Annotated in this window: 25 protein-coding genes and 1 other annotated feature; all 25 genes read left to right on the forward strand. The window is 38.3% G+C overall.

Features of this window, described 5'->3' with window-relative positions:
• Positions 1–34 precede the first annotated feature (34 nt).
• The 25 genes from bshC to ileS all read left to right on the forward strand — a co-directional run bounded on the left by bshC (position 35) and on the right by ileS (position 26,418).
• Complete coding sequence (bshC, locus tag I5435_RS04245; RefSeq protein WP_337983305.1) at positions 35–1,651, forward strand: bacillithiol biosynthesis cysteine-adding enzyme BshC; 1,617 nt, start codon at positions 35–37, stop codon at positions 1,649–1,651.
• 255 nt (positions 1,652–1,906) lie between these two features.
• On the forward strand, positions 1,907–2,338 hold the full coding sequence (gene mraZ, locus I5435_RS04250; RefSeq protein ID WP_024362148.1) for a division/cell wall cluster transcriptional repressor MraZ: 432 nt from the start codon (positions 1,907–1,909) through the stop codon (positions 2,336–2,338).
• Between the two features lie 61 nt (positions 2,339–2,399).
• Positions 2,400–3,350 (forward strand): 16S rRNA (cytosine(1402)-N(4))-methyltransferase RsmH, encoded by a 951-nt coding sequence (rsmH, locus tag I5435_RS04255; RefSeq protein ID WP_024362147.1) that lies wholly within the window; start codon positions 2,400–2,402, stop codon positions 3,348–3,350.
• On the forward strand, positions 3,351–3,719 hold the full coding sequence (gene ftsL / locus I5435_RS04260; protein WP_024362146.1) for a cell division protein FtsL: 369 nt from the start codon (positions 3,351–3,353) through the stop codon (positions 3,717–3,719).
• A complete protein-coding gene (locus tag I5435_RS04265; protein WP_337983306.1) occupies positions 3,716–5,932 on the forward strand; it encodes a penicillin-binding protein in 2,217 nt (738 codons plus the stop codon). The genes ftsL and I5435_RS04265 overlap by 4 nt, the downstream gene beginning before the upstream one ends.
• Positions 5,933–5,990: 58 nt before the next feature.
• Positions 5,991–7,907, forward strand: a complete 1,917-nt coding sequence (locus I5435_RS04270) for a stage V sporulation protein D (protein ID WP_025218752.1) — start codon at positions 5,991–5,993, stop codon at positions 7,905–7,907.
• Positions 7,908–8,032: 125 nt separating this feature from the next.
• Complete coding sequence (mraY, locus tag I5435_RS04275) at positions 8,033–9,004, forward strand: phospho-N-acetylmuramoyl-pentapeptide-transferase (protein WP_024362143.1); 972 nt, start codon at positions 8,033–8,035, stop codon at positions 9,002–9,004.
• Positions 9,004–10,353: a UDP-N-acetylmuramoyl-L-alanine--D-glutamate ligase gene (gene murD / locus I5435_RS04280; protein WP_024362142.1), complete on the forward strand. Its 1,350-nt coding sequence runs from the start codon at positions 9,004–9,006 to the stop codon at positions 10,351–10,353. The genes mraY and murD overlap by 1 nt, the downstream gene beginning before the upstream one ends.
• 40 nt (positions 10,354–10,393) lie before the next feature.
• Positions 10,394–11,473: a putative lipid II flippase FtsW gene (gene ftsW, locus I5435_RS04285; RefSeq protein ID WP_024362141.1), complete on the forward strand. Its 1,080-nt coding sequence runs from the start codon at positions 10,394–10,396 to the stop codon at positions 11,471–11,473.
• Between the two features lie 21 nt (positions 11,474–11,494).
• Positions 11,495–12,328 carry a cell division protein FtsQ/DivIB gene (locus I5435_RS04290; protein WP_024362140.1) on the forward strand — a complete coding sequence of 278 codons (834 nt, stop codon included), beginning with the start codon at positions 11,495–11,497 and terminating at the stop codon, positions 12,326–12,328.
• Positions 12,306–13,034, forward strand: a complete 729-nt coding sequence (locus tag I5435_RS04295; protein ID WP_337983307.1) for a DUF881 domain-containing protein — start codon at positions 12,306–12,308, stop codon at positions 13,032–13,034. The genes I5435_RS04290 and I5435_RS04295 overlap by 23 nt, the downstream gene beginning before the upstream one ends.
• A gap of 129 nt (positions 13,035–13,163) precedes the next feature.
• On the forward strand, positions 13,164–13,883 hold the full coding sequence (locus tag I5435_RS04300) for a DUF881 domain-containing protein (RefSeq protein ID WP_025218755.1): 720 nt from the start codon (positions 13,164–13,166) through the stop codon (positions 13,881–13,883).
• A gap of 3 nt (positions 13,884–13,886) precedes the next feature.
• Positions 13,887–14,258, forward strand: a complete 372-nt coding sequence (locus tag I5435_RS04305) for a small basic family protein (RefSeq protein ID WP_024362137.1) — start codon at positions 13,887–13,889, stop codon at positions 14,256–14,258.
• Between the two features lie 94 nt (positions 14,259–14,352).
• Positions 14,353–15,636, forward strand: a complete 1,284-nt coding sequence (ftsA, locus tag I5435_RS04310; protein ID WP_337983308.1) for a cell division protein FtsA — start codon at positions 14,353–14,355, stop codon at positions 15,634–15,636.
• Between the two features lie 53 nt (positions 15,637–15,689).
• Positions 15,690–16,847, forward strand: a complete 1,158-nt coding sequence (gene ftsZ / locus I5435_RS04315; protein ID WP_024362135.1) for a cell division protein FtsZ — start codon at positions 15,690–15,692, stop codon at positions 16,845–16,847.
• 201 nt (positions 16,848–17,048) lie between these two features.
• Entirely contained in the window at positions 17,049–17,882 is an 834-nt protein-coding gene (locus tag I5435_RS04320; protein WP_229388714.1) for a sigma-E processing peptidase SpoIIGA, read from the forward strand.
• A gap of 13 nt (positions 17,883–17,895) precedes the next feature.
• The gene (gene sigE, locus I5435_RS04325; RefSeq protein ID WP_024362133.1) at positions 17,896–18,603 is read left to right on the forward strand and encodes an RNA polymerase sporulation sigma factor SigE; all 708 of its coding nucleotides are present in this window, start codon (positions 17,896–17,898) and stop codon (positions 18,601–18,603) included.
• A gap of 114 nt (positions 18,604–18,717) precedes the next feature.
• The gene (gene sigG / locus I5435_RS04330; RefSeq protein WP_024362132.1) at positions 18,718–19,491 is read left to right on the forward strand and encodes an RNA polymerase sporulation sigma factor SigG; all 774 of its coding nucleotides are present in this window, start codon (positions 18,718–18,720) and stop codon (positions 19,489–19,491) included.
• A gap of 219 nt (positions 19,492–19,710) precedes the next feature.
• The gene (locus I5435_RS04335; protein WP_024362131.1) at positions 19,711–19,947 is read left to right on the forward strand and encodes a YlmC/YmxH family sporulation protein; all 237 of its coding nucleotides are present in this window, start codon (positions 19,711–19,713) and stop codon (positions 19,945–19,947) included.
• Positions 19,948–20,118: 171 nt separating this feature from the next.
• Positions 20,119–20,823, forward strand: coding sequence for a YggS family pyridoxal phosphate-dependent enzyme (locus I5435_RS04340; RefSeq protein ID WP_024362130.1), 705 nt, complete (start codon positions 20,119–20,121; stop codon positions 20,821–20,823).
• Positions 20,807–21,301: a cell division protein SepF gene (locus I5435_RS04345; RefSeq protein ID WP_024362129.1), complete on the forward strand. Its 495-nt coding sequence runs from the start codon at positions 20,807–20,809 to the stop codon at positions 21,299–21,301. The genes I5435_RS04340 and I5435_RS04345 overlap by 17 nt, the downstream gene beginning before the upstream one ends.
• A gap of 20 nt (positions 21,302–21,321) precedes the next feature.
• A complete protein-coding gene (locus I5435_RS04350) occupies positions 21,322–21,600 on the forward strand; it encodes a YggT family protein (protein ID WP_024362128.1) in 279 nt (92 codons plus the stop codon).
• A 115-nt stretch (positions 21,601–21,715) separates the two neighbouring features.
• Positions 21,716–22,504, forward strand: coding sequence for a YlmH family RNA-binding protein (locus I5435_RS04355; protein WP_337983309.1), 789 nt, complete (start codon positions 21,716–21,718; stop codon positions 22,502–22,504).
• A 95-nt stretch (positions 22,505–22,599) separates the two neighbouring features.
• Positions 22,600–23,124: a DivIVA domain-containing protein gene (locus tag I5435_RS04360; RefSeq protein ID WP_024362126.1), complete on the forward strand. Its 525-nt coding sequence runs from the start codon at positions 22,600–22,602 to the stop codon at positions 23,122–23,124.
• 111 nt (positions 23,125–23,235) lie between these two features.
• Positions 23,236–23,457 (forward strand) — a binding site (T-box leader).
• A 192-nt stretch (positions 23,458–23,649) separates the two neighbouring features.
• Positions 23,650–26,418, forward strand: coding sequence for an isoleucine--tRNA ligase (ileS, locus tag I5435_RS04365; RefSeq protein ID WP_337983310.1), 2,769 nt, complete (start codon positions 23,650–23,652; stop codon positions 26,416–26,418).
• Positions 26,419–26,542 lie beyond the last annotated feature (124 nt).

Below are 26,542 nucleotides of genomic sequence, written 5' to 3' on the forward strand. Positions count from 1 at the left end.
ACGATGATTTAGTGAGTAGAGGAGTTTGTGTTAAATGAAACTGGAGTCAATCCAAGTACCCGTAAAAAATCGTGTGCTAGCAGATTATTGGTCGCCAAATACTGCCATTCATGAGTTTTTTGAATATGAATACAATGATAAGTCGTTTGAAATGCGAGCGGAATATTTAGAACAGCGAGCAGGTGATCAAAAAGAGTTAACAGCAATAATTCGTCAGTTTATGGAGCCACTTGGCTTATCAGATAAAACGAATGAGCATTTGCAACAACTAGAGCAAGGAGCTGTTGCAGTTGTCGGTGGGCAACAAGCGGGTGTACTAACTGGCCCTCTTTACTCAGTTCATAAAGCAATTTCGGTCATAACATTAGCAAAAGAGCAAAGTGAAAAGCTTCAACGAGCAGTTGTGCCGATTTTTTGGATTGCTGGGGAAGATCATGACTTAGAGGAAATTAACCATACATTTACAATGCGCGATACGGATATAAAAAAGCGTGCGTATGGTGAGCGTTCAAGAAGAAAAACAATGGCTTCGACTACAAACTTAAACAAAGAAGCGATGACCCAATTAATTAATACGATCATCAAGGACTTTGGTGAAACAGCGCACACTGAAAGGTTGTTCAATCAACTTTTGGATGCGTTGAACGAGAGTGAAACATTTACTGATTTCTTTGCACGACTAATGAATACGCTGTTCAAAGACGAAGGTCTTCTAATGATTGATGCAGCCGATGTGAAATTCCGTCAATATGAACGTAACCATTTTGTTCAGCTCATTCATCATAGTAAAGAAATTGCAAGACTAGTAACAGAAAAAGAAGCTGCGTTGGACAGAGCGGGTTATGGTAAGCCGATATTAGCAACTGAAGATGCAGCTAATTTGTTCTATGTTAAAGATGGAGAGCGCTTTTTATTAGAAAGACGACAACATCAATTTGTTAATTTAGCAGCAAATATTAAACTTTCGCAAGAAGAGCTTTTAACGATGGCACAGCAACATCCAGAGAATTTGAGTAATAATGTTGTTACGCGTCCGTTAATGCAGGAAATGACGATACCAGTATTAGCATTTGTTGGTGGCCCTGGTGAGCTTGCATACTGGGCGACATTAAAGGATGCGTTTGCTGTATTAGGTTTACAAATGCCAATTTTTGCACCACGTCTTAATATTACGATTATTACGCGCCATGTAGATCAACTATTACGTGAATATCATTTAACGGTTGAAGATATATGGAATGGTAAAGCAATCGCTTTAAAGGAGCAATTTATTGCTGAAGTGCAAGATGCTGAAGCGAAGCGTCAAATTTTAGACATGCAACAACTGCTTTTAGAAAAATACGCTACACTTGAGCGCTATTTTGCAGAACAACAAATATCATTAGATAAAATACTTGAAAAAAACAAAGAAAATCATGTTAGACAGTTTGAGTATTTACAACAAAAAGTAGAACAAACAGTGCTAAGTAAGCATGAAACGACTATTCGAAAATTAATGACACTTCAAAATGAGCTGTATCCAAATGATGGGTTCCAAGAGCGTTCTTATAATCCGTATCAATATATAAATGAGTTTGGACCTACGTTAATTGAAGAAATGTTGAAGAAAACATACAATATTGGAAATCACCACTATTTCCTTTATTTGTAATATCACAAACATATGCCTTTAGGGCTATTAAAAGCTAGGGTGTAAACGTAGATTTGAAGGAATCTGTCGGTTTTGCAGGAAAAAAGAGAGCTATCCTACTAAGGGTAGTTCTTTTTTTATGCCCTTTAGCACAAAATGAAAATTTGTCTAAAGGTCTAAACACACATATGAGATGAAATTGTCAAGTTTTTTTTTAAAAAAGTGGAGGAAAGTGGGGCGATGTGGTACATTATTTAATAAAGTGGGGTGACTAGCATGTTCATGGGAGAATATCAACACTCTGTTGACGCGAAAGGACGATTAATCGTGCCCGCAAAATTTCGTGAAGCCTTAGGTGAAACCTTTGTTGTGACACGCGGACTTGATAATTGTTTGTTTGGCTATCCTATGGATGAATGGCGAAAACTCGAAGAAAAATTAAAAGGTTTACCGATGACAAAGAAAGATACTCGTGCTTTTGCGAGGTTCTTCTTTTCAGGTGCGACGGAAGTAGAAATAGACAAGCAAGGTCGTATTAATATTCCTTCAACACTTATGCAACATGCTCATTTAATAAAAGAATGTGTTGTGCTAGGTGTCTCGAATCGAATTGAGATATGGGCAAAAGATGCTTGGGAAACTTATTTTGCGGAGTCTGAACAATCTTTTAATGAAATTGCAGAAAATATGATTGGCTTTGATTTTTAATTTTTGTATTAGACGTGAAAACGTCAACTGAAAAGGTTAAGGCCTGAGGGGAGCGATTGGTATGTTCGATCATACAACCGTGCTATTAAAAGAAACTGTTGATGGGTTGAACATCGATCCTGATGGTGTATATGTGGACTGTACGCTTGGTGGAGCAGGACACAGTGAATATTTAGTACAACAATTATCTGATAAAGGTCGTCTCATTTGTTTTGACCAAGATACGACGGCTATTGAAAATGCGAAAATTCGATTAGCTGCTTATTTAGAGCGTGTTACATTTGTTCATTCGAATTTCCGTTATTTAAAAGAAGAGCTACTAGCACTTGGTATACAAGAAGTAGATGGCATTTTATATGATTTAGGCGTTTCTTCTCCGCAATTAGATACGCCAGAGCGTGGTTTTAGCTATCATCATGATGCACCACTCGATATGCGCATGGATCAGACGGCAGCGCTTACAGCATATCATGTCGTGAATGACTGGGCATACGAAGATTTAGTTCGTATTTTCTTCCGTTATGGGGAAGAAAAATTTTCGAAGCAAGTTGCTCGTAAAATTGAAGAGGCTCGTAAAACAGCTCCAATTGAAACAACAGGACAGCTTGTAGAACTTATTAAAGAGGGTATACCAGCAGCGGCTCGCCGTAAAGGTGGACATCCTGCGAAGCGCATATTTCAAGCAATTCGAATTGCTGTGAATGACGAGCTAGGCGCAGCGGAGGATTCGTTAGTCGATGCGATTGATATGATTAATGTAGGTGGCCGTATTAGTGTTATTACATTCCATTCATTGGAAGACCGCCTATGCAAGACTATTTTTAAAGAAGCGTCATCTTTACCGGAATTACCACCAAATTTACCTGTAATTCCTGATGACATGAAGCCAACTTTAAAGCTTATATCTAGAAAGCCGATTCTACCTTCTGAGGAAGAATTAGCAGTTAACAATCGAGCTCGTTCAGCGAAGCTTAGAGTGGTGGAGAAAATTAACGACAAAGGGCGTGAGTAAATGGCAGCAGTACGTGTAAGGCAGCACCAACAGCAACATGTGCAACAACCGATAACACCACCTAGTCCACAACCCACTATCATACGTCGTAAAAAAACGAACCAGAAGTTTGAAAAAATGATGCTACTAGCTTTAGTAAGTATCATCATTGTATTGTCAGTGTTAGTTTTGAATAATCAAGCAGCGATTCAAACGACAAGCATGGATATTCAAAAAATCGAAGCAGAAGCAGATGAGATTGCAAAACAGAATGTTGACTTAACAGTTCGTGTAAGTGAACTTTCTACATACGAAAATATATGGAAAAAAGCAAAAGAACTCGGTTTAACTCAAAATGAGAAAAATGTAAAGGTAGTGCCGGGAGAATGAAAAAAAAGAGATTTCGATTCCAATGGGGAGCCTTTCTATTACTAGTTTTTTATGGAGGGCTCTTTTTTCTATTATTCACGCGAATGATTACATTACAGGCGACAGGTGAAGCAGAAGGACAAGCGCTCGCTGCAAAAGCAGCGGCTAAATATAACAAAGAAAGTGCAATCACAGCAAACCGAGGCAAAATTTTTGATAGAAATGGACAAGTTATAGCTGAAGATACGCTTAGTTATCGACTAATTGCCGTAGTTAGTGATAAGGCTACTACAGATGAAAAGAGACCCCATCATGTTGTAGACCCTGAAAAAACGGCAGAAATCTTAAGTGAATATATCAAAATGGATAAAGAGGATATTTATAAAAGGCTAACGAAGCTCCGCAGTGATGGAACTTTGCCATATCAGGTGGAGTTTGGTGTGGCAGGTAGAGGAATTAACCATGAAGTCATGAGCAAAATTAAAGAAGAAAAATTACCTGGGATTTTGTTTGTTAGCGATTTAAAACGCTATTATCCGAATGGTGTTTTTGCTTCACATTTAATTGGTTTTGCTCTGAAAGAGGACAATAAGGACGGCACCGTAACGACGAAAGGGAAAATGGGATTAGAACTTACCTATGACAAGGAGTTAACGGGTGTTAATGGCAAAGTAAAATACCAAACAGATGCCTTTAGTTACTTATTACCAAACAGTGAAAAAATGGTGACACCTGCAAAAGATGGCGATAATATCTTTTTAACTATTGATAAAACGATTCAAAGTTTCGTAGAGGATGCTATGACGCAAGTTGAGAAAGAATATAATCCCGAGTCAATGATTGTCGTTGTAGCTGAACCGAAAACAGGGAAAATATTAGCGATGTCACAGCGTCCAACTTTTAATCCAGATACACGTGAAAGTACGAATATGAAATGGCTTAATGCTGTGATTGAAGAAACCATTGAACCAGGTTCGACGATGAAGACGTTCACACTTGCTTCTGCCATCGATACAGGTAAATGGTTACCATCTGAAAAATATATGTCTGGGCAATATACAGTCTATGACCGTACAATTCGAGATCATAACCAAGTAGGTTGGGGGAAAATCTCGTATTTACAAGGTTTCCAACGTTCATCTAATACAGCAATGGCCCATTTATTAAAAAGCATTGGTGATGATGTATTTGTTGATTACTTAGGTAAATTCGGTTTTGGTAAGAAAACAGGCATTGATTTACCGAATGAAGCAACGGGTACGATTTTATCGAAATATCCAATTCAACGCGTGACAACGACGTATGGGCAAGGTTCAACCGTGACACCGATACAGCTAATCCAAGCGATGACAGCGATTGCGAATGACGGTAAGATGATGCAGCCGTACGTTATCGATAAGATTGTAGATTCTTCAACTGGTGAAATTATCCAAAAACATGAGCCGGAAGAAAAAGGCCAACCAGTGTCAGCAGATACAGCAAAACAAGTACGTGAAATTCTTGCTTCGACATTAACATCAGAGTTTGGGACAGCGAAGGACTTTATCCTTGATGAATACCAAGTAGCTGGTAAAACGGGTACAGCCCAGATACCAAAGGCAAACGGAACCTATTCATGGGGAGCCAATCAGTTCTTGTATTCATTCCTAGGAATGGCGCCATATGATGATCCGCAACTCATTATGTATGTGTCGGTGGAAAAACCAAAGCTTAAAGGTGAGCTAGGTTCTGTACCAGTTTCCAAAATATTTAAGCCAGTTATGCAAAATAGTTTAAAACATTTAAATATTAGCCCTGCTGATGTTCAGCATGTCAATCATACAGCTATACAAGATTATACTGGTCAGCATGCAGAAGCTATTCAAGTTGAACTGGCAAACGATGGATTAAATCCAGTAATTGTTGGAACTGGAGGAGAAATTTTAGAGCAATATCCGAAAAGTGGACAAAAACTTGTCAAAGGTAGTTTTGTCTTTTTGAAAACAGCAGGGGATATTGCATTGCCAAACTTTACAAACTGGTCATTACGTAATCTATTAGTTTTTAAATCCATGTCAGGTCTAGAAATTGAAGTTGTTGGAGAGGGCTTTGCAGTCAGTCAAAGTGTATCTGCAGGTACCGTAATTTCAGATAGTGCGCCAATTGTAGTGAAGTTGAAAACACCTGCTGAAAGCTTTGTACAAGATGTAGAAGCGCCGTCTGAAGGAGAAATTGAACAGGTAGATGATGAATAGCCATTGAATAGAAGTCCACTTTATTTCATACGTTGTAAAAAACAAGGTGTGATGTCGAATGAAGTGGATTTCTATCCATTCCAAAAAACGTTTACGTATTTTATATGTTTTGTTTTTGTGCGTAGCTGTAGCGATAGTTATTCGGTTATTTGTTTTACAAGTATTTGATCAAAAAGAATTGACACAAAAAGCAGAAGAAAACTGGGATCGTGAAATTCCTTTTGCCAATGAGCGAGGACATATTACGGACAGGGATGGTAATAGTATTGTGACTAATAAGCTGGCGCCTACCTTATATTTTATGCCTTCGCAAAGTAAAGATATTGCAGGAGCAGCCGCACAAATAGCACAGGTACTGGAAGTAGACCAACAAAAACTGTTGGAAAAGATGCAGAAAAAGGCGTACTTAGTAAAGCTAGCACCTGAAGGGAAAAATATTTCCTACGAGAAAGCTGTTCAACTACAAGGCATGCAAATTGAGGGATTATATAGTGGTGTGGATTACTCAAGAGATTATCCTTATGGCACGCTTCTATCGCGATTTTTAGGTTTTACAGGATATGATGCGCAAGGGCTAGCAGGTATAGAATATGAGTATGACAAACTATTGCGAGCGAATTCTTCAGCTATACGACTTTTTACAGATGCCAAAGGTAATAACTTACCCAATGTTGCAAGTGCATGGAAAGCAGGAGAAGATGGGGCAACAATTGAGCTAACGATTGATGTCGATGTACAGCAAGTCGTTGAACGTGAATTATCACAGGCAATGGAACGTTATGAAGCAGATCAGGCAATGGCGGTAGCAATGAATCCTAATACAGGTGAAATACTAGCTTTAGCCTCCTATCCAACCTTTCATCCGGCTGAATATCAACAGGTCGAGCCTGCTATCTACAATCGGAATTTGCCGGTGTGGATGACCTATGAGCCAGGTTCTACTTTCAAAATTATTACGCTTAGTGCTGCTTTAGAAGAGAACTTGGTGGACTTAGAAAAGGATACTTTTTACGATCAAGGCTATACAATGGTTGCCGGTGCTAGACTGCGCTGTTGGAAGCGTGAAGGTCATGGACATGAAACGTTTTTAGAAGTTGTACAAAATTCTTGTAACCCTGGTTTTATAGAATTAGGTCAACGTTTGGGTAGTGAAAGATTATTACAGTATATTAAAGACTTTGGTTTTGGAGAAAAAACAGGCTCCAATATTGCTGGTGAAGCTTCAGGGATACTATTTTCGAAAGAGGCATTTGGCCCTGTAGAACAAGCGACCACTTCATTCGGTCAAGGGGTAGCCGTAACACCGATCCAGCAGGTGCAAGCAGTAGCTGCTGCAGTCAATGGGGGCAAGCTGTATACGCCGTATGTTGTAAAGAAAATATTTAATCCAGATACGGGTGAAACGATTAACGAAACAAAACCAGTTATTAAAAGGCAAGTAATTCGTGAAGAAACGTCTGCAAAAGTACGTGAAGCATTAGAGTCGGTAGTAGCGAAGGGGTCAGGTCGACAAGCGTATCGAGATGGTCTACGTATTGGGGGTAAAACAGGTACAGCACAAAAAGTTGAAAATGGCCGGTATAAAGATGGCGAGTATATCGTATCTTTTATAGGCTTTGCACCAGCCGATAATCCACAAATTGTCGTATATGTAGCGGTGGATAATCCGAAGAAAACAACGCAATTTGGTGGCGTGGTAGCGGCTCCGATTGTTGGTCAAATTATTGAAGATGTAGCACCTTTTATTGGCATTGAAAAATCAAAGGAACAGCTTGAAAAGGATTATCGTTGGGGTGACCCACTTACTGTGAAAGTACCTAGTTTTATTGGTCAAACGAAGGATGACATTGCCAAGCAACATTATCCATTCCGTATTGAATGGCATGGAGAAGGAGCTAAAATTGGTAGTCAATTACCTGAAGTGGATAGTGTTATCAAACAAGACGGCACCATTCATTTATATTTAGTGAACTAATGTAACTTTACCTTTAAAAAAAGGGAAAGAACCACTATTATTATGAAGGGTAGTAATAATTATATGAGAGTTTGTGCTTTTTTCGTGAAGAAGAAAGTGAAACAAGATTTAAAGGAGATTTTTCAATGAAACTCGCAACAACGCTTACCATTTTAGCTATTGCTTTTATAGTAACAGTTATCTTGGCACCAATTAGTATTCCACTTCTTCGTCGATTGAAGTTTGGGCAAAGTATTCGTGAAGAAGGACCAAAATCACACATGAAAAAAGCAGGTACACCAACAATGGGGGGCATTATCTTTTTAATCGCCATCATCCTTACAACAGTTGGCATTGGCAGCTTTTTAGATTTATTCACCTCACAAACTGTGGTCCTTTTACTTGTGCTCGTAGGCTTTGGCTTGATTGGCTTTTTAGATGACGGCTTGAAGGTTATCTTTAAACGCAATCTTGGGTTGACATCTATTCAAAAGTTAATAGGGCAAATTGTCATCGCAATACTTGCATACTTCTTATTACACGCAAGTTCTTTTGATACCACATTAGCTATTCCTTTTACAGACTGGACAATTGATCTTGGTATTTTTTATGTAGCGTTTTTAATTTTCTGGTTAGTTGGTTTCTCTAATGCTGTTAACCTAACAGATGGTCTAGACGGGCTAGTGGCAGGAACAGCTTCTATTGCTTTTGCGGCATTCGGTGTAATTGCGCTATTCCAAGATCAAGCTGATATCGCTTTATTTACATTTGCGGTAACGGGTGCTTTGTTAGGGTTTTTACTATTCAATGCAAACCCTGCAAAGGTATTTATGGGAGATACCGGTTCACTTGCACTCGGTGGTGCATTAGCGATGGTATCTGTCTTAGTTAAAGAAGAGTTTTTACTTGTATTAGTTGGATTAGTGTTTGTTATTGAAACACTATCTGTCATTTTGCAGGTGGGTAGCTTTAAAATTCGCAAAAAACGTATTTTTAAAATGAGTCCTATCCACCATCATTTTGAATTATCAGGTTGGTCAGAATGGAAAGTTGTACTTGTCTTTTGGTCAACTGCTTTAGCAGTAGCATTGATTGCAGTCTTATCGGAGGCGTTCTAATGAGAGAGTATACAGATTTACAACATAAAAAAGTCCTTGTTTTAGGCCTAGCTAAAAGTGGTGTTGCAGCAGCGGAGATTTTACATGAGCTTGGCGCCTTTGTGACAGTCAATGATTCTAAGCCGTTTGATGAAAGCCCTGATGCACAAGGTCTATTGCAAAAAGGCATTACCGTTATTTGTGGTCGTCATCCCGAGGATTTACTTGATGAAGGCTTTGAAATAGTCGTCAAAAATCCAGGTATCCCATATAGCAATAACATCGTAGCAGATGCGATAAAACGTGAAATTCCTGTATGGACAGAAATAGAGCTTGCTTATTTAATTAGTGATGCACCATTTGTTGGTATTACTGGTTCTAATGGTAAAACGACAACGACGACATTAATATTCGAAATGCTGGAAAATGGTGCGAAGAAGCCATTAATCGCAGGTAATATTGGGACCGTAGCTTGTGGAGTAGCAAAAGAAGCGCAAGAAGATAATGTCATTGTGACAGAGCTTTCATCATTCCAACTGATGGGTACTAAAACATTTAAACCAAAAATTTCTATATTAACAAATCTTTATGATGCACACCTTGATTATCACGGTACGTTTGATAACTATGCTGAAGCAAAATTTGGCGTAACACGCAATCAAGATGAAACAGATTATTTCATTTTCAATGCGGATCAGCCGATTGTTGTGGGCTATGCTGCAAAATCCAATGCACAGAAAGTGCCTTTTTCTTCGAAAGGACGTACCGAGCAAGGGATTAGTGCCGATGATACAACAATCTATTGGCAAGGTGAACCGTTTATGGACAGAGCGATTATTGCATTGCCAGGTAAACATAATTTAGAAAATATTTTAGCGGCAGTAGCAGCTTGTATATTGATTGGCTGCGAAAAAGCTAAAATGGAAGAGGTTTTAGCTAAATTTGGAGGTGTCCGTCACCGTACCCAATTTGTACGTGAGTGGAATGGACGGAAAATTTATAATGATTCTAAAGCAACTAATTGCCTAGCAACGAAAAGTGCGCTGGATGCATTCCAAGCACCCGTTATTTTGCTAGCGGGTGGTTTAGACCGTGGACATTCTTTTGAAGAGTTACGACCTTGCATGGGGCATGTCAAAGGTGTAGTAGCGTTCGGTGAAACGGGCTTACGCTTTGTAGAATTTGCTAAGTCTTGTGGAGTTTCACAAACGGTCATTGCTCAAAATGTAGAGGATGCAGTTCATTATGCCGCACCAATGTCTGCAGAAGGAGATGTTATTTTATTATCACCTGCCTGTGCAAGTTGGGATCAATATGACAGCTTTGAAATCCGTGGGGATGTTTTTATTGATGCTGTAATGAAGCTGTAACGAGCCTGTAACTATTTTAGAATATACTTGACGTGGAAGGATGGCATTACTGAGAGGGAAAGAAAGCTATTTATTGCTCGTCACAACTTTGATGCTATCAGTAATCGGCATTATTTTCGTCTATTCTGCAGGTACCTATTGGAGTGCCGTTCATTATAGTGGAAAAATGCCGTTTTATATGAAACAAAGTTTGTATTTTGGGGTAGGCATTGTCGTGTTTTTCATCACGATTCGATTAGAAATCTTGAAAGAGCAATCCTTTTGGAAGATGGCTTATCTATTTTCGTTGGTTTTACTTGTCCTTGTTCTTATACCAGGGATTGGTCTTGAGCGAAATGGTTCACAAAGTTGGATTGGTGTTGGGCCATTAACCATACAACCTGCTGAAATAACGAAAATTACCGTTCTTGTTTACATGAGTCATATATTGGCGCAACATAAAACCGGAACACCAGTAGTAAATTGGCGTCATGCCGTAATAGTAATAATACCGGTTGCACTGATTATGCTTCAGCCCGATTTTGGCTCTGTTTTTATACTCGTTGTCTCTGTTTTTTTACTGTTATTTGTGGCAGGTTATCCGTTAAAACTTTATGCAATGATTATGGTAGCGGGAGTTGCTGGATTAGTAGGATTGATTGCAACAGCACCGTATCGACTTAAACGAATTGAAGCGTTTCTTGATCCATGGGCCGACCCTTTAGTCAGTGGTTTCCAAGCTGTACAATCGTTAATGGCAATTGGTCCAGCAGGGATTTTTGGACATGGCTTTGGCCAAAGTAGACAAAAGTTCTTGTATTTACCTGAACCACAAAATGATTTTATTTATGCGATTATTTTAGAAGAAATCGGTTTAGTAGGTGGACTTGTTATTTTAGCGCTGTTTGTGTTGACAATATACGCTGGTTATAAGTTTGCAGTACAGGCTAAATCAAGAACATCCTATTACGCCATTATTGGACTTGTGACAATGTTAACGGTGCAGGCATTTTTAAATATTGCAGTAGTAATCGGTTTGGTTCCTGTAACCGGTGTCACATTACCTTTTATTAGCTATGGTGGAACATCTTTAGTAACAATGTGGTTAATAATAGGTATTATTTATCAATTAGCGAAATAAATATAAAGGAGGAGTACTTTTATGGAGAAAGTAATTGATATAGAAGATCGCATCCCTACGCTAAAACTGCGACGAAAAAAGCGTACAAATCGTAAATTCATAGTCCTAATATTACTTTTCTTTTTGGTGCTAGCTGTACTCCTTTATTTTCAATCTCCTTACAGTGATATTAAAAACATTACGGTGAACGGTGCTAAACTAGCTGACGAGCAATATTACTTAGATGCTAGTACACTTGCACCAGGAAAGTCGATGTGGGGTTTTACGGTTAAAGATGTAGAACAGGCTATACTAAAGGACAAATGGGTGCAAGAGGTACAAGTGAAGCGTAAATGGCTGAGAGGCGTAACGATTGATATTAAGGAATGGAAAAAAGTTGCGTATCTAGCGGGTGATGGAACCTATTACCCATTATTAGAGAACGGTAAAAAATTTGAGCAAGCTGGCGACAATATCCCGATTGATGCGCCCGTTTTTATTGGCATAACGGGGGAAAAGACCATTAACAAGCTTGTAGAACAATTAGCCCGTTTAAAACCTGAAGTTTTAGCTTTAATCTCACAAGTCAATACTAACAGTAATGAGGCCAATCCTAATGCGGTCAAGCTTTATATGAATGACGGCTATGAAGTACGTGCAGTGATACCAACATTAGCTGAAAAGCTAAATTATTATCCATCCATTGTTGCGCAAATTGCAGATTTAGAAAAGGGAGTTATCGACATAGAAGTCGGCTCTTATTACCGTCCCTTTAATGATGAGTACAACAAAGTGAACATTGATATGGAGGACAACCCTGATGGAAAAGTGGCCAATCAGGAAGTGAATGAAGATGAACAACAAGAAACTGAATAGCAAAGGGAATTTCTTTACGAGGAAACAATTTGAGCTGCTCATCGTTTGCATAACAACTGGGTTTATCATCGGCTATTCTTACAACCAAGCGAAGGACAATCGCCAAAGTAGCGCCATTAAATCAGAGCTATTTGAACAAGAAGATTCATATCGTGAGGAGCTCATTGAACAACAAGAGCGCAATAAAGAACTCACAGAAGAAGCCAACATGTTACAAGAAAAGATTCGGCACTATGAAAAGAAATTTGCATCAAATGAAAAGGATTCTAAGAACTTAGTTCAAGAAGCAGAAGATTTACGATTATTGTTAGGTGATTTAGATTCAGAAGGAAAGGGTATACGTATTACACTTCAAGATGGTGATTACGATCCTAAATCTGTAAACCCTAATGATTATATCGTCCACGAAAGTCATGTTTTTAAGTTGCTAAATGAATTAAAAATTTCTGGAGCACAAGCGATTGCCATTAATGGACAACGGGTCATGGCGAATTCTTATATTAGATGTAATGGCCCTGTTATTACAATTGACGGCAAGCAACACCCAGCTCCATTTGTCATCGAGGCAATTGGGGATTCGGCGACACTCCGCGCTTCATTGAACTTAAGTGGTGGTGTAGTAGATCAGTTGCTAAATGACAACATTGTGGTGTCCTTAGAAGAAAATCAAAAGTTAATGATGCCTAATGTCAAAGTAGAAAGTTAAACATGGGCAGAAAGTTATGTTAAGCCTCCTGTGGATGTCCTAGATCATTATTTGTATTCATAAAATGCAAAGTCTAAATTTGATGATATCAAGGAGTAATTGTTTGCGATGCGTCTAGGAGGGGCTATTTTGAAAAAAAATATGTACACCCGAATAACGATCGTGCTATTTATTATCGGTTTGATGATAGCGGTACAATACAATACCATTCAAAAACCAGCTGAGCGAGATACACGAGATATTTGGGCCATACGAGAGGAATTAGCAGAAGAAAAGAAAAGGCATTCCACATTATTAGCAGATATTCGCTCACTCAATGAGGTAGTGGGTCGCTATGAGCAATCTGAAAAAACTAATTTACAGGGTGTTTTAAATGAGACAGTAAATCGTTTAAAACAACAAGCAGGTCTTACGGATATAACAGGTCCTGGGGTGATACTTCGAGTGGAGCCAGCCCCAGAATTAGTAGCAATGGGGTATGAAATAAAAGAGATTTCTCCAGACTTACTGACCCAATTACTGAATGAATTATTTAAATATGATGCTGCTAGTGTTGCAATTGATGGAAATCGTATTGTTCATACCACAGCTATTAGGGACATCAATGGGAAAACAACGGTGAACAGTGTAGCACTGTCTTCGCCACCATTCGAAATTTATGTTGGGACAACGACATTTAAGGCAGCTCAAAAAATGTATAATTCCATTCAAGCTTCAACATTTATCGATTCATTTTATTTAGATAATTTTAATTTAGTGATAGAGGAGCCGACTGAATTGGTAACCATACCGGCATTCGATCAGCCATTGACGAATGATTATTTAACAGAGGTCAAAAAAGGAGAATAAACTATGTGGCTACCATTTCTAGGTTTGGTGCTTGGACTAGCATTAGGCTTGTTAACAAATATCCAAATCCCCTCTATTTATGAAAATTATTTGTCTATAGCAGTGCTGGCTGCTTTAGATACGTTATTTGGCGGTATACGAGCTCAATTACAGCAAGTATATGACGATAAAGTATTTGTATCAGGTTTCTTTTTTAATATAGTTCTTGCGGCGGGACTGGCATTTTTAGGTGTGAATTTAGGTGTAGACTTATATTTAGCAGCCATTTTCGCTTTTGGAGTACGTTTGTTCCAAAATATAGCAATCATTAGGCGTATTTTACTAACTCGGTTAGATGAAAAACGTCACAACAAGAAGAAAACTTCCATAGAATGAGAGAAAAATTGACCAAAATACTCGATTTGCTTAGACATTATGCAAGATTTACAATAGAATGAAATTAAGAGCATTTTCAAGGAGGTGCAGCGAATTGAATCAGCAGGACTTGTATATATCACTCGATATAGGATCTTCCTCTATCAAAGTATTAATAGGTGAAATGAGCGACGGACAATTACATGTAATTGGGGTCGGTAATGTAAAATCGAATGGTGTTCGAAAAGGTGCGATTGTTGATATTGATGCAACAGTTCAGTCTATTCGGAAAGCAGTAGAACAAGCAGAGCGGATGACTGGTTATCAAATCGATGAAGTCGTTTTAGGCGTTCCAGCGAACCAGACGATGTTACAACTAGTTAAAGGTGTTGTCGCTGTAAATAGTGAAAATAGAGAAATTACAGATGATGATTTAGACAGAGTGGTAGAATCTGCACAAGTCATGTCAATACCTCCTGAACGTGAATTAGTCAACATCATTCCTAGACAGTTTATAGTAGATAATTTAGATGAAATTAAAGATCCACGAGGTATGATAGGTATTCGTCTCGAAATGGACGCGACAATGATTACGACCTCTAAAACGTTGTTACACAATGTACTTCGTTGCGTAGAGAAAGCAGGATTAAGCATTAGAGAAATATATTTACAACCACTGGCTGCTGGTTTTTTTGCATTAACGGAAGATGAGAAAAACCAAGGAACAGCATTTATTGAATTGGGTGGTGGCTCAACGACTATTGCAGTATTTGAAGAAGGGCTACTGACACACACTGGTGTTATTCCAGTAGGTGGTGACCATATTACAAAAGACATTTCAATTGTTTTAAAAACACCGACAGATCAAGCGGAGCAAATAAAACACCAATTTGGACATGCCTTTTACGATGATGCTTCAGACGATGAACTGTTTGAAGTGCCAGTTGTAGGTACAGATTCTAGGGATCAGTACAGCCAACGCTATATTTCTGAAATTATTGGTGCAAGATTAGAAGAATTATTTGAACTAGTAATTGATGAGTTAGCACGTTTAGGCGTTCGCGATTTGCCAGGCGGTGTTGTTTTAACAGGTGGTGTTGCAAAGCTAGATGGTATTGCTCAATTAGCACGCCAAATACTGCAAACGCGTGTTAGAATATATACTCCAGATTATATTGGCGTTAGAGAGCCTTCATTTACGACGGCAGTTGGACTGATTCGTTACGCCTATTTAGAAGATGATTTTTACGGAAAAGGTACGAATACGCAGCCTATTGAATATGCGGTTGTTGGTGCACAAGCGCCTGCATCTAAAAAGCAAGAATATGCTGCACCTTCAGAATCAAAAGGAAGCGTAATCGGTAGAGCAAAAAAATTATTTGATAAATTTTTTGATTAACTTGAATGCGTAATGAATGATACAGAGTCGAGTTACCGTGGGAGGAAAAAAGAATGTTAGAATTTGATACAAGTGTCGATCAACTTGCAGTTATAAAAGTCATTGGTGTGGGTGGTGGCGGTAACAACGCTGTTAACCGAATGATAGAGCATGGTGTACAAGGCGTTGATTTTATCGCTGTGAACACGGATGCACAGGCTTTAAATTTATCGAAAGCTGAAATTAAGCTACAAATCGGTACAAAGCTTACACGTGGTTTAGGAGCAGGAGCTAATCCAGAAGTAGGGAAAAAAGCGGCAGAAGAAAGCCGTGAACAATTAGAAGAAGTATTACGCGGAGCGGATATGGTATTCGTTACAGCCGGAATGGGCGGTGGCACAGGTACTGGTGCTGCACCAGTTATCGCACAAATTGCCCGCGATTTAGGAGCTCTAACAGTAGGTGTCGTAACACGACCGTTTACTTTTGAAGGGCGCAAACGACAAACACAGGCAATCGGTGGTATCGGAGGCATGAAAGAAGCTGTAGATACTTTGATCGTCATTCCAAACGACAAGCTCTTACAAATTGTCGACAAATCGACTCCGATGCTGGAAGCTTTCCGTGAAGCGGATAACGTTTTACGTCAAGGTGTACAAGGTATTTCGGATTTAATTGCAACACCAGGTCTTATCAACCTAGACTTTGCGGACGTAAAAACAATTATGTCTAACAAAGGTTCTGCGTTAATGGGTATTGGTATTGCGACAGGTGAAAATCGTGCTGCAGAAGCTGCTAAAAAAGCAATTTCAAGTCCATTACTCGAATCATCTATTGATGGCGCTAAAGGTGTACTGATGAACATAACAGGTGGTTCTAACCTAAGCTTATTTGAAGTACAAGAAGCGGCAGATATTGTGGCATCGGCTTCAGATGAAGAAGTGAATATGATTTTCGGTTCGGTTATTAATGAAAATTTAAAAGATGAAATCATTGTTACGGTGATTGCTACAGGCTTCTCAGAAGAGGCATTACAACAACACCGAGGAAATGCGCGTCCGAGCATTAATAATAATCGACAAGCTGCTCCACAACAACAAGCGCCAATTCGTGAGCAACGTCAAGAAGTTCATGTACAACAAGAACAACCGCGTCAAAATCATCAAAATTATGCACAAGATGATATGTTAGAAGTACCTGCATTTTTACGTAACCGTAAAAATCGTGGATAATCAAAACTCGTATTTTACATCATGTAAAATACGAGTTTTTTAAGTGCCAGTCACGCAAACAATTCTGAATTGTTTGCGTGACTGGCACTTTTTGTGTAAGGAAACGATGTTTTTTGTCAAAACATTTTTAGGAAATCATGCGATTGTTTGACAATATTTGTAGCGCTGGCATGCTAACTTTGTAAGTAGGAGGCGGCTGTTATGTATGGAGAATGGCTGGTGCTCATTAATACGCTTTATAATCTAGCAATACTGACGTTTACAGCAAAAGTTACAGGCGTTTTTGTAAAGAATACGAGATTATTAATGAGTTCAATAATTAGTAGTTTAATAGCTGTAATTGGTGGTCAAACGCTGCTTACGATTGTGCTAAGTTTCATTGTACTAATCGGTCTAGCCTTTCGCTTTAAGCTTCGAAGCTTTCAAAAGCAAGGGCCGATTGTCCTGACAGCTACCATCGTTATCGGCGGACTGTTAACAGCATTACAACCGTATTTAATGAATCTTTCTGTCATGCATTTTATTGTACTTTGCTTATTGCTCGCAGTTGGTAATTTAATCATTTTTTATAAGCAATGGGGCTTTGTTAAGCTGGAGCGAGTAAGTGGACAATTTGTATTTCAAACAACCTTGAAGGTTTTTGACAAAGAAATTCCACTTTCGGCATTTGTAGATACAGGCAATCAATGTATCGAGCCGTTATCGGGAAAACCTGTCCATTTTGTTTCATATGCAGCGCTAAGGCCTTATTTACCAGCGACAATTCGTGAAGCATTAATGCAATGGCGAGAAACAGATCCTTACGATGTATCAATGTTTTCAGTAGATTATCAGCGTCTTATTCGATTTATTCATGTTAATACTGTACAGCAACAAACAGTAGTTTTAGGTTTTCGCTTTGATGAATGGCATATAAAAGGCGAGTCATCACAAGTGAAAACAAATGAATATATCGTGTTAACGAAAAAAGCTAAAAATTTTCCACATAGCACAGCAGCAATTTTACATTTTTCAGCGCTTTCAAATAACTCATAGAGGGGGAGAACTATTGCTTCTTAGGCTACTTGCTAGCTTGAAAAAATTATGGGGTAAGTTTCGGAGTCGTGAAACGTACTATATAGGGGGAAATGATTCATTGCCAGTGCCACTAAGTCGAGAAGAAGAAGTCACAGTCATTGCATCCTTTATGAACGGAGATTTACGAGCTAGAGATACACTTATTGAACGTAATTTACGTCTTGTTGTTTATATTGCTAGACGTTTTGATAATACGGGTACGCCGATTGAAGATTTAATTAGTATTGGTTCGATTGGCTTAATAAAGGCGATTGAAACGTTCAATACAGATAAAAATATTAAACTTGCAACGTACGCATCACGTTGTATTGAAAATGAAATTTTGATGCATTTACGTAAAACGAGTCGCATGAAGGGTGAAGTTTCACTAGATGAGCCACTAAATTCTGATGCTGACGGAAATGAATTATTATTGTCTGATATTTTAGGCACAGAGGAACATATTATTTTAGATAATGTTGAAAAGAAAATTGAACGACAACATATGTTCCATGCCATTAATTTATTAGGTGCACGTGAAAGATATATTATGGAATGTCGTTTCGGTTTAAACGGAAAAATTGAAATGACACAAAAAGAAGTAGCCGATCATTTAGGTATTTCGCAATCATATATTTCTAGGCTAGAAAAGAAAATTATTCAAGATTTACGAGAAAATTTAAATCAGCCAATATCTTAGATAGGGAAATTTATCCTACCTAAAATTGGTCGCGCTTTTTCTGCATATTCTCGATTCTGTCGGACAAACTGATGTAACGGTTTAGTCAGAGAATAACATCCGGAGGAATCGAATATGCGAACAAAAGTAGATCTTTGCGGCTTAGATACATCGACTTTGCCAATTTTAAAGCACGAAGAAATGAAGGAACTCTTCATTCGATTACAAGCAGGAGAAACCGAGATTCGGGAAGAGCTTGTAATGTGCAATTTAAGGTTAGTGCTAAGTATTGTCGGACGATTTGCCTATAGGGGTGAACAGGCAGATGATTTATTTCAGGTAGGCTGTATTGGCCTCATGAAAGCCATTGATCATTTCGATTTAAAGCATAATGTGCGATTTTCAACATATGCTGTACCAATGATCATTGGTGAAATTCGTCGCCATCTGCGTGATCATCATGCACTACGTGTTTCTCGTTCTCTTAGAGATATTGCGTATAAGGCGATGCAGGCAAAAGAACAATGGATAACCGATAATTTGCGAGAACCAACGATTGAAGAAATTGCTGAAATGATTGACATGAAAAAGGAAGATGTATTATTCGCTTTAGATGCCATTCAAGACCCAGTATCATTACAAGAGCCTATTTATGCAGACGGTGGAGACGCTGTTTATATGATGGACCAATTACGTGATGATGATGTATCGGAAGATCAATGGGTTGCCTACGTGTCGGTGAAGGAAAGTTTGCAAAAATTAGATGTACGTCAGCAAATGATTGTAGCAAAGCGTTTTTATTATGGTGAGACACAAACTGAAATTGCCAAAGAATTAGGGATTTCCCAAGCGCAAATTTCACGTCTTGAAAAAAATGCCATTGAAACAATGCAGAAAGATTATAAGTGAGTAGACAATGCGCACCCGAAACTTTCGGTGCGCATTTTATCTTCATTGATAAAAATAAAACGATGGTACATGTCATAGATTTTATTAAAGCTAATAAAGAACAATAATGTGAGCATGTTGCTCTGTGTAGCAGCAAGTTAGCATTTAACAATGCAAGTTTTAGCTTAAATTAAAATTGACACTGGAATGAGTGGTATTGATTTAGTAGGAGGGATACAAATGCGTTTCTCAATGTTACAGCAAAAAGAAGTAATAGAAGCAGGCAATGGACGTTTTTTAGGCTTTGTCGTAGATGCAGAGGTATCGAAAGAAACTGGCTATGTAACTGCGTTTATGATTGCAGAGCCGAGAAAGTATCTAGGTTTTTTTAGAGGAGAAGAGTCGATTAGAAAAGTCCATATGAAGGATGTTCTTGTTGTAGGAAAGGATGTCATTCTAGTAAAGGCATTATCGTAGAATCATAGCATCTGTGTGGCTTGCTTCTATTTTTTGAACAGTAAGACTGTAGCCTCTAATGTCGTTTAAGCAACGTGGATGTATCAGTATTAATAGGTCAGGCTATTCATTGATAAATCAAGAGTTGCTTGTTACAATAAAGGAAACTAAGTTGTAAAGTTGGGAAAAACAGTGACGAAAATCTTAACAAATTTAGACAAAATTAATAGTCAAATTCAAACAGCACAACAACGCTCAAATCGTGAAGCAACTAACGTTCAAATTATTGCTGTAACGAAAGAGGTTTCCGTTGAAAGAACACAAGAAGCAATTGATGCAGGGCTTATACATTTAGGTGAAAATCGTCCTGAGGGCTTAAAGCAAAAAATTGAAGCCATTCAAGCAAATGTACACTGGCATTATATTGGATCATTACAAACTCGAAAAGTAAAACAAGTTATTAATGAAATTGATTACTTACATTCATTAGATCGTTTAAGTTTAGCTGAAGAGATTGAAAAAAGAGCAACAAAACCTGTAAAATGTTTTGTACAAGTTAATGTGTCAGGTGAACAATCGAAGCATGGTTTAACGATTGATGACGCAGTTACATTTATTGAATCTTTACAAAACTTTACGAAAATTCAAGTTGTAGGTCTAATGACAATGGCACCAAATACAGAGGACGAAACAATCATTCGCTCTGTTTTTAAGCAATTAAAACAATGTCAACAGCAAATAGCCGAACGAGGATTCGCACACGCGCCTTGTACCGAGTTATCAATGGGCATGTCTAATGACTTTGAAATAGCGGTAGAGGAAGGAGCTACATTCGTTCGAGTCGGAACGGCTCTTGTTGGAAATGAAAGAGGGGAACAGGATGAGCATGAAAAATAAAATTAAAAACTTCTTTTATCTTGAAGAAGAATTAGAAGAAGAAATCACGCAAGCTCCTATTCAACAGCAACAACCCGTGCAGCAACAACCGATTCATGCAGCTAAACCTAAAAAGGTCATTAAGGAACGTAAAGCACAGATTCATGAAATTGTACCGCAAAGTACAGCTGCCAATAATAATATTGTCAGTTTACAAGCAGCAATGAATACAAAGGGTGCGAAAGTTGTATTAGTAGAACCGAGAGTTTATGCAGAGGCACAAGATATCGCAGAAAACTTAAAGAACAAACGTGCAACGATTGTGAATCTACAACGTATCGATCGAGAACAAGGTATAAGAATCATTGACTTTTTAAGTGGTACAGTCTATGCACTTGGAGGAGATATTCAACGTATAGGCAAAGATATTTTCTTATGCACACCAGATAATGTTGAAGTGTCTGGCGAAATTTCAAATTTTATTTTAGACGATAATTAATAGCGAGGATTGTAGTTTATATGACTTTATATATCATTTTGCATTATGTGGATTTAGCATTTACTGTGTATTCATTTATGCTAGTTGCATATGTTTTAATGTCTTGGGTACCAGCTGCTCAAAGTTCAGCAATTGGCCGTTTTTTAGAAAAAGTATGTGAGCCGTATTTAGGGATTTTTAGAAAATTTATTCCAACTATTGGTATGATTGATATTTCTCCGATTGTAGCAATATTTATGTTGAATTTTATTAAAAACGGGCTTTTTATTGTAATTCAAAAAATATTCTTTATGTTTTAGTCAAAATCCTCACAGTTGGTGGGGATTTTTTGTGTAAAGGGGAAATACTAGGCTTAAAAAAGTAGTAGTTTCTAATGAATGAACAAATGGATGAGGTAGATGAGGTGAACGATAGATGGAGCATTTAATACAACATTTTAGGAAGGATGAGCAACCCTTTATTGAGCAGGTAGTAAGCTGGCAGCGCGAGGTAGAAGATCGTTATGCCCCTAAACTTACTGACTTTTTAGACCCAAGGCAGCGTTTTATTGTAGCATCTGTTATTGGGCAAAATAATGTGCTCCATACAACAAGTGATGGTCTATTTCATGAGGCAGAACGTCAGCGCATGCTTATTTTCCCAACGTATTTTGAACCCCAGAAGGAAGATTACCAGCTGAAAGTCTTTACTATTCACTATCCTGCAAGGTTTGTGCAATTGCGTCATCCAGATGTACTCGGTGCCCTTTTATCTTTAGGGCTTGATCGTGCCAAATTCGGGGATATTCGTGTCAATGAACAACAAGTACAGTTTGTGGTGGCAAAAGAGGTGGCAGATTATGTACGCCTTCATTTAACGGGGATTGGGAAAGTAAAAGTACATGTCGAATCGATGAAAGAGTTTCAAGTGCTGATCGAAAATGAAGAGGACTGGCAGGAGGAGTCACATACGGTTTCTTCAATGCGTTTAGATGTCATTATCGCAACCATATTAAAGATTTCTCGTCAAAAAGCCCAAGCACTTATTACGGGAAAGAAAGTGCGAGTAAACTGGACTGAACGAGATGCAGTTGCTTTTGAATGTCAAGAAGGTGATATTTTGTCAGTACGTGGAAGTGGTCGAGTGAAAATAATAATGACTGAAGGCCGAACAAAGAAAGATAAAATCCGTTTACAAATCGGTCGATTGACCCAAAAAGGCTAAAAAACATGTAATTTCCATTTATTTTTACTGCTAAGTTGTTAGAACAATTGTATAATAAGAATTACGAATGTACATGTAAAGGAGAGAAGGATCGTATGCCATTATCACCTATTGATATACATAATAAGGAGTTTACAAAATCTTTCAGAGGTTATGCTGAAGATGAAGTAAATGAATTTTTAGATCAAATCATTAAAGATTATGAAAAACTACTGCGTGAGAAAAAAGAAGTCGATAAGCAATTAGAAATGGCTTTAGAGCAAGCGAGACATTTTAATTCTTTAGAGGAAACATTACAAAAATCTATAGTTGTTGCCCAAGAGGCGGCTGATGAAGTACGCAGAAATTCGCAAAAAGAAGCAAAGCTTATTGTGAAGGAAGCAGAAAAAAATGCTGATCGCATCGTCAATGAGGCATTAACGAAAGCACGTAAAGTAACAATCGAGATAGATGAACTGAAAAAACAATCAAAGGTTTTCCGCAATCGTTTTAAAATGCTTGTAGAAGCACAGTTAGATTTACTGAATGCAGATGATTGGGATCATTTATTGCAGTATGATATTGATTTAACAGAAATTCAGTCTTCTGTTGAGGAAGCACAAGAGTCAGAAGAAATGTAAATAAGGCTTTTACTTAAAAAAGTGAAGGTATCATGTGATGAATATGACTTGACGCAATTCGTGGATTTCCATATACTATTGTAATAGTAAATAAAATAAGCACTTATATGCATAGAGGCAGAGACGAAGACAGTATTTGTTAGGCGTTGACAAGCGATTTGGGGATAGTGGGAGCCCATACAAGCAAATAACAAAGAAAATCACTTCTGAGCTAAATAACTGAACGGCTAGTAAGTTATTTCGGAGCGCACAACGTTAACGTGCTTTCAAGCGGTAGTATATTATGTACTACAACTAGGGTGGTACCGCGAGTTCAAGCTTCTCGTCCCTTACAGGGATTGAGGGGCTTTTTTGTTGTTACTGTTTTGACTTTGGGGCATCATTCGCAGGACATTCGAAATAGCATTGTTTAAATATTAAGCGCAAGTCGTGTTGCATTCACTTTGCTGAGGCTTTTAAGAAGCTGTATGCCTTGGATGCTAAGCAGTTGTTCTCTGTTTGCAAAAAATAAAGGAGGAATTACAAATGGTTGAATATAAAGAAACCTTATTAATGCCGAAAACGGATTTTCCTATGCGTGGGAACTTACCAGCAAATGAACCAAAAATGCAAGAAAAATGGAATGAGATGGACATCAATAAATTACAAATGGAGCGTACAGCTGGTCGCCCAGAGTATGTGTTACATGATGGCCCTCCATATGCAAATGGTGATATTCATATTGGCCATGCGTTAAATAAAGTGATAAAAGATATGATTACACGCCATCGCTCCATGACTGGCTATCATGTCAACTATATTCCAGGTTGGGATACACATGGTTTACCAATTGAACAAGCTTTAACAAACAAAGGTGTTAAACGTAAAGAAATGTCCATTGCAGATTTCCGTGAGCTTTGTGAAAAATATGCTTATGAGCAAATTGACAATCAGCGTGCACAATTCCGCCGTCTAGGCATTCGTGGCGATTGGGAAAATCCATATATTACGTTAAAACCAGAATTTGAAGCGCGTCAAATTGAAGTATTCGGTAAAATGGCGGAAAAAGGCTATATTTATAAAGGCTTAAAACCAGTATACTGGTCGCCTTCATCTGAGTCTGCATTAGCGGAAGCAGAAATTGAATATAAAGATGTTAAATCAGCTTCTATTTATGTCAGCTTTGCCATTAAAGATGCAAAAGGTGTTGTGCCAGCCGATGCGAAATTTATTATTTGGACGACTACACCTTGGACACTACCTGCAAACTTAGGGATTTCGTTAAATCCAGAGTTTATCTATGTAGTTGTGGCAGTAGCAGATAAAAAATTCATTATCGCGAAAGAATTGTTAGAAACAGTTGCAAAAGAGCTTGAATGGGAAACGTATGAAGTTGTGCAAGAAGTAAAAGGGGAAGCATTAGATCGTCTTGTAGCCCAACATCCATTCTACGACCGTGAATCGCTTGTGATGGTCGGAGAACATGTTTCTGCGGAAGCAGGTACAGGTTGTGTTCATACAGCTCCAGGACATGGTGAAGATGACTATCAAATTGGGAAAGCTTATGGTTTACCTATTCTTAGTCCAGTGGATAACAGCGGTTGTTATACAGACGAAGCACCAGGTTTTGAAGGTGTCTTCTACAATGATGCAAATAAAATGGTTACTGCCAAATTAGAAGAAGTTGGCGCATTAGAAAAATTAAGCTTCTTTACGCACTCGTATCCACATGACTGGCGTACGAAAAAACCAGTTATTTATCGTGCTACACCACAATGGTTTGCGTCTATCGATGCCTTCCGTGATGAATTATTAGCAGCGGTTAAATCGACGACATTCACACCTGCTTGGGGTGAAACACGTCTTTATAATATGATTCGTGATCGTGGCGATTGGGTTATTTCTCGTCAACGTGCATGGGGTGTACCAATTCCAATTTTCTATGCTGAAAATGGTGAACCAATCATTACACCAGAAACAATTGCGCATATTTCTGCATTATTCCGTGAGCATGGTTCAAATATTTGGTTCCAAATGACTGCGAAAGAATTATTGCCAGAAGGCTTTACACATCCAGGTAGCCCGAATGGTGAGTTTACGAAAGAAAATGATATTATGGACGTTTGGTTTGACTCAGGTTCATCTCACCAAGGTGTGCTAGTTGAACGTGGACTGAAATATCCAGCGGATCTTTACTTAGAAGGTTCTGATCAACACCGTGGATGGTTTAACTCTTCGTTAATTACATCTGTGGCGATTAATGGCTATGCGCCTTATAAAGGCTTATTAACGCACGGTTTCGTTCTTGATGGCGATGGTCGCAAAATGAGTAAGTCACTAGGAAACGTTATTATCCCTCAAAAGGTAATGGACCAATATGGTGCTGATATTTTACGTCTATGGGTAGCATCTGTAGATTATACGGCTGATGTGCGTATTTCTATGGATATGTTAAAACAAGTGTCTGAAGTGTACCGTAAAATCCGTAATACATTCCGTTTCTTACATGGTAATGTAGCTGATTTCAATCCACAAAAAGATCGTGTAGCCTATGCAGATTTACGCGAAATGGATCAATACATTTATATGCGTTTACAAGATGTCTTAAAAACGGTGCGTGGTGCTTACGACCGCTATGATTTTGCGGCTGTCTACCATGCGGTGAATAACTTTGTTGCTGTAGAATTATCTTCTTTCTACTTAGACATCGCAAAAGATGTTGTTTATATTGAAGGGCATGACAATAAAGACCGTCGTGCAATGCAAACAGTCATGTATGATACATTAATGACATTAGTAAAAGTCATGACACCAATTATTCCACATACAACGGATGAGGTGTGGTCTTACTTACATGCACAAGGTGTTGTAGAAGAGATGTCAGTGCAATTAACTGATTTCCCATCAGTAGATGAGCAAGCAAACTTTGATGAGCTTCGTGGCAAATGGGCAGCGATTATCGGAGTGCGTGATGATATTCTAAAAGCATTAGAAGAAGCGCGTAATGCTAAAACAATCGGTAAGTCTCTTGAAGCAAAAATAACAGTTTATGCTAACCAAGAAGTGTTAACATTATTGCATGATGCCAACATTGATTTTGCCCAACTTTCTATCGTTTCTGCTTTTGAGGTAGCAGCAATTGAATCAGCTCCTGCTGAAGCGTTAGCGTTAGAACATGTTTCCATTGTTGTTGAAAAAGCAACAGGCGAAAAGTGTGAGCGTTGCTGGTCAATTTCTGCAACAGTTGGAACAAATGAAGCACATCCAACAGTGTGTGCTCGTTGTGCCGAAGTTGTTGAAAAATATTATGTATAAAAATTAATGAACAATGAGCAGCTCGATGATTTTAGATCGGCTGCTCATTTTTTTAAATGCGTGGAACATGTTGAACATACCGATCCAAATTAAGAACATAGTGGAAAGTAGACCATAAATGGGA

The sequence above is a fragment of the Lysinibacillus sp. C5.1 genome, from assembly GCF_016350185.1.
GTDB classification, from domain to species: Bacteria; Bacillota; Bacilli; order Bacillales_A; family Planococcaceae; genus Lysinibacillus; species Lysinibacillus sphaericus.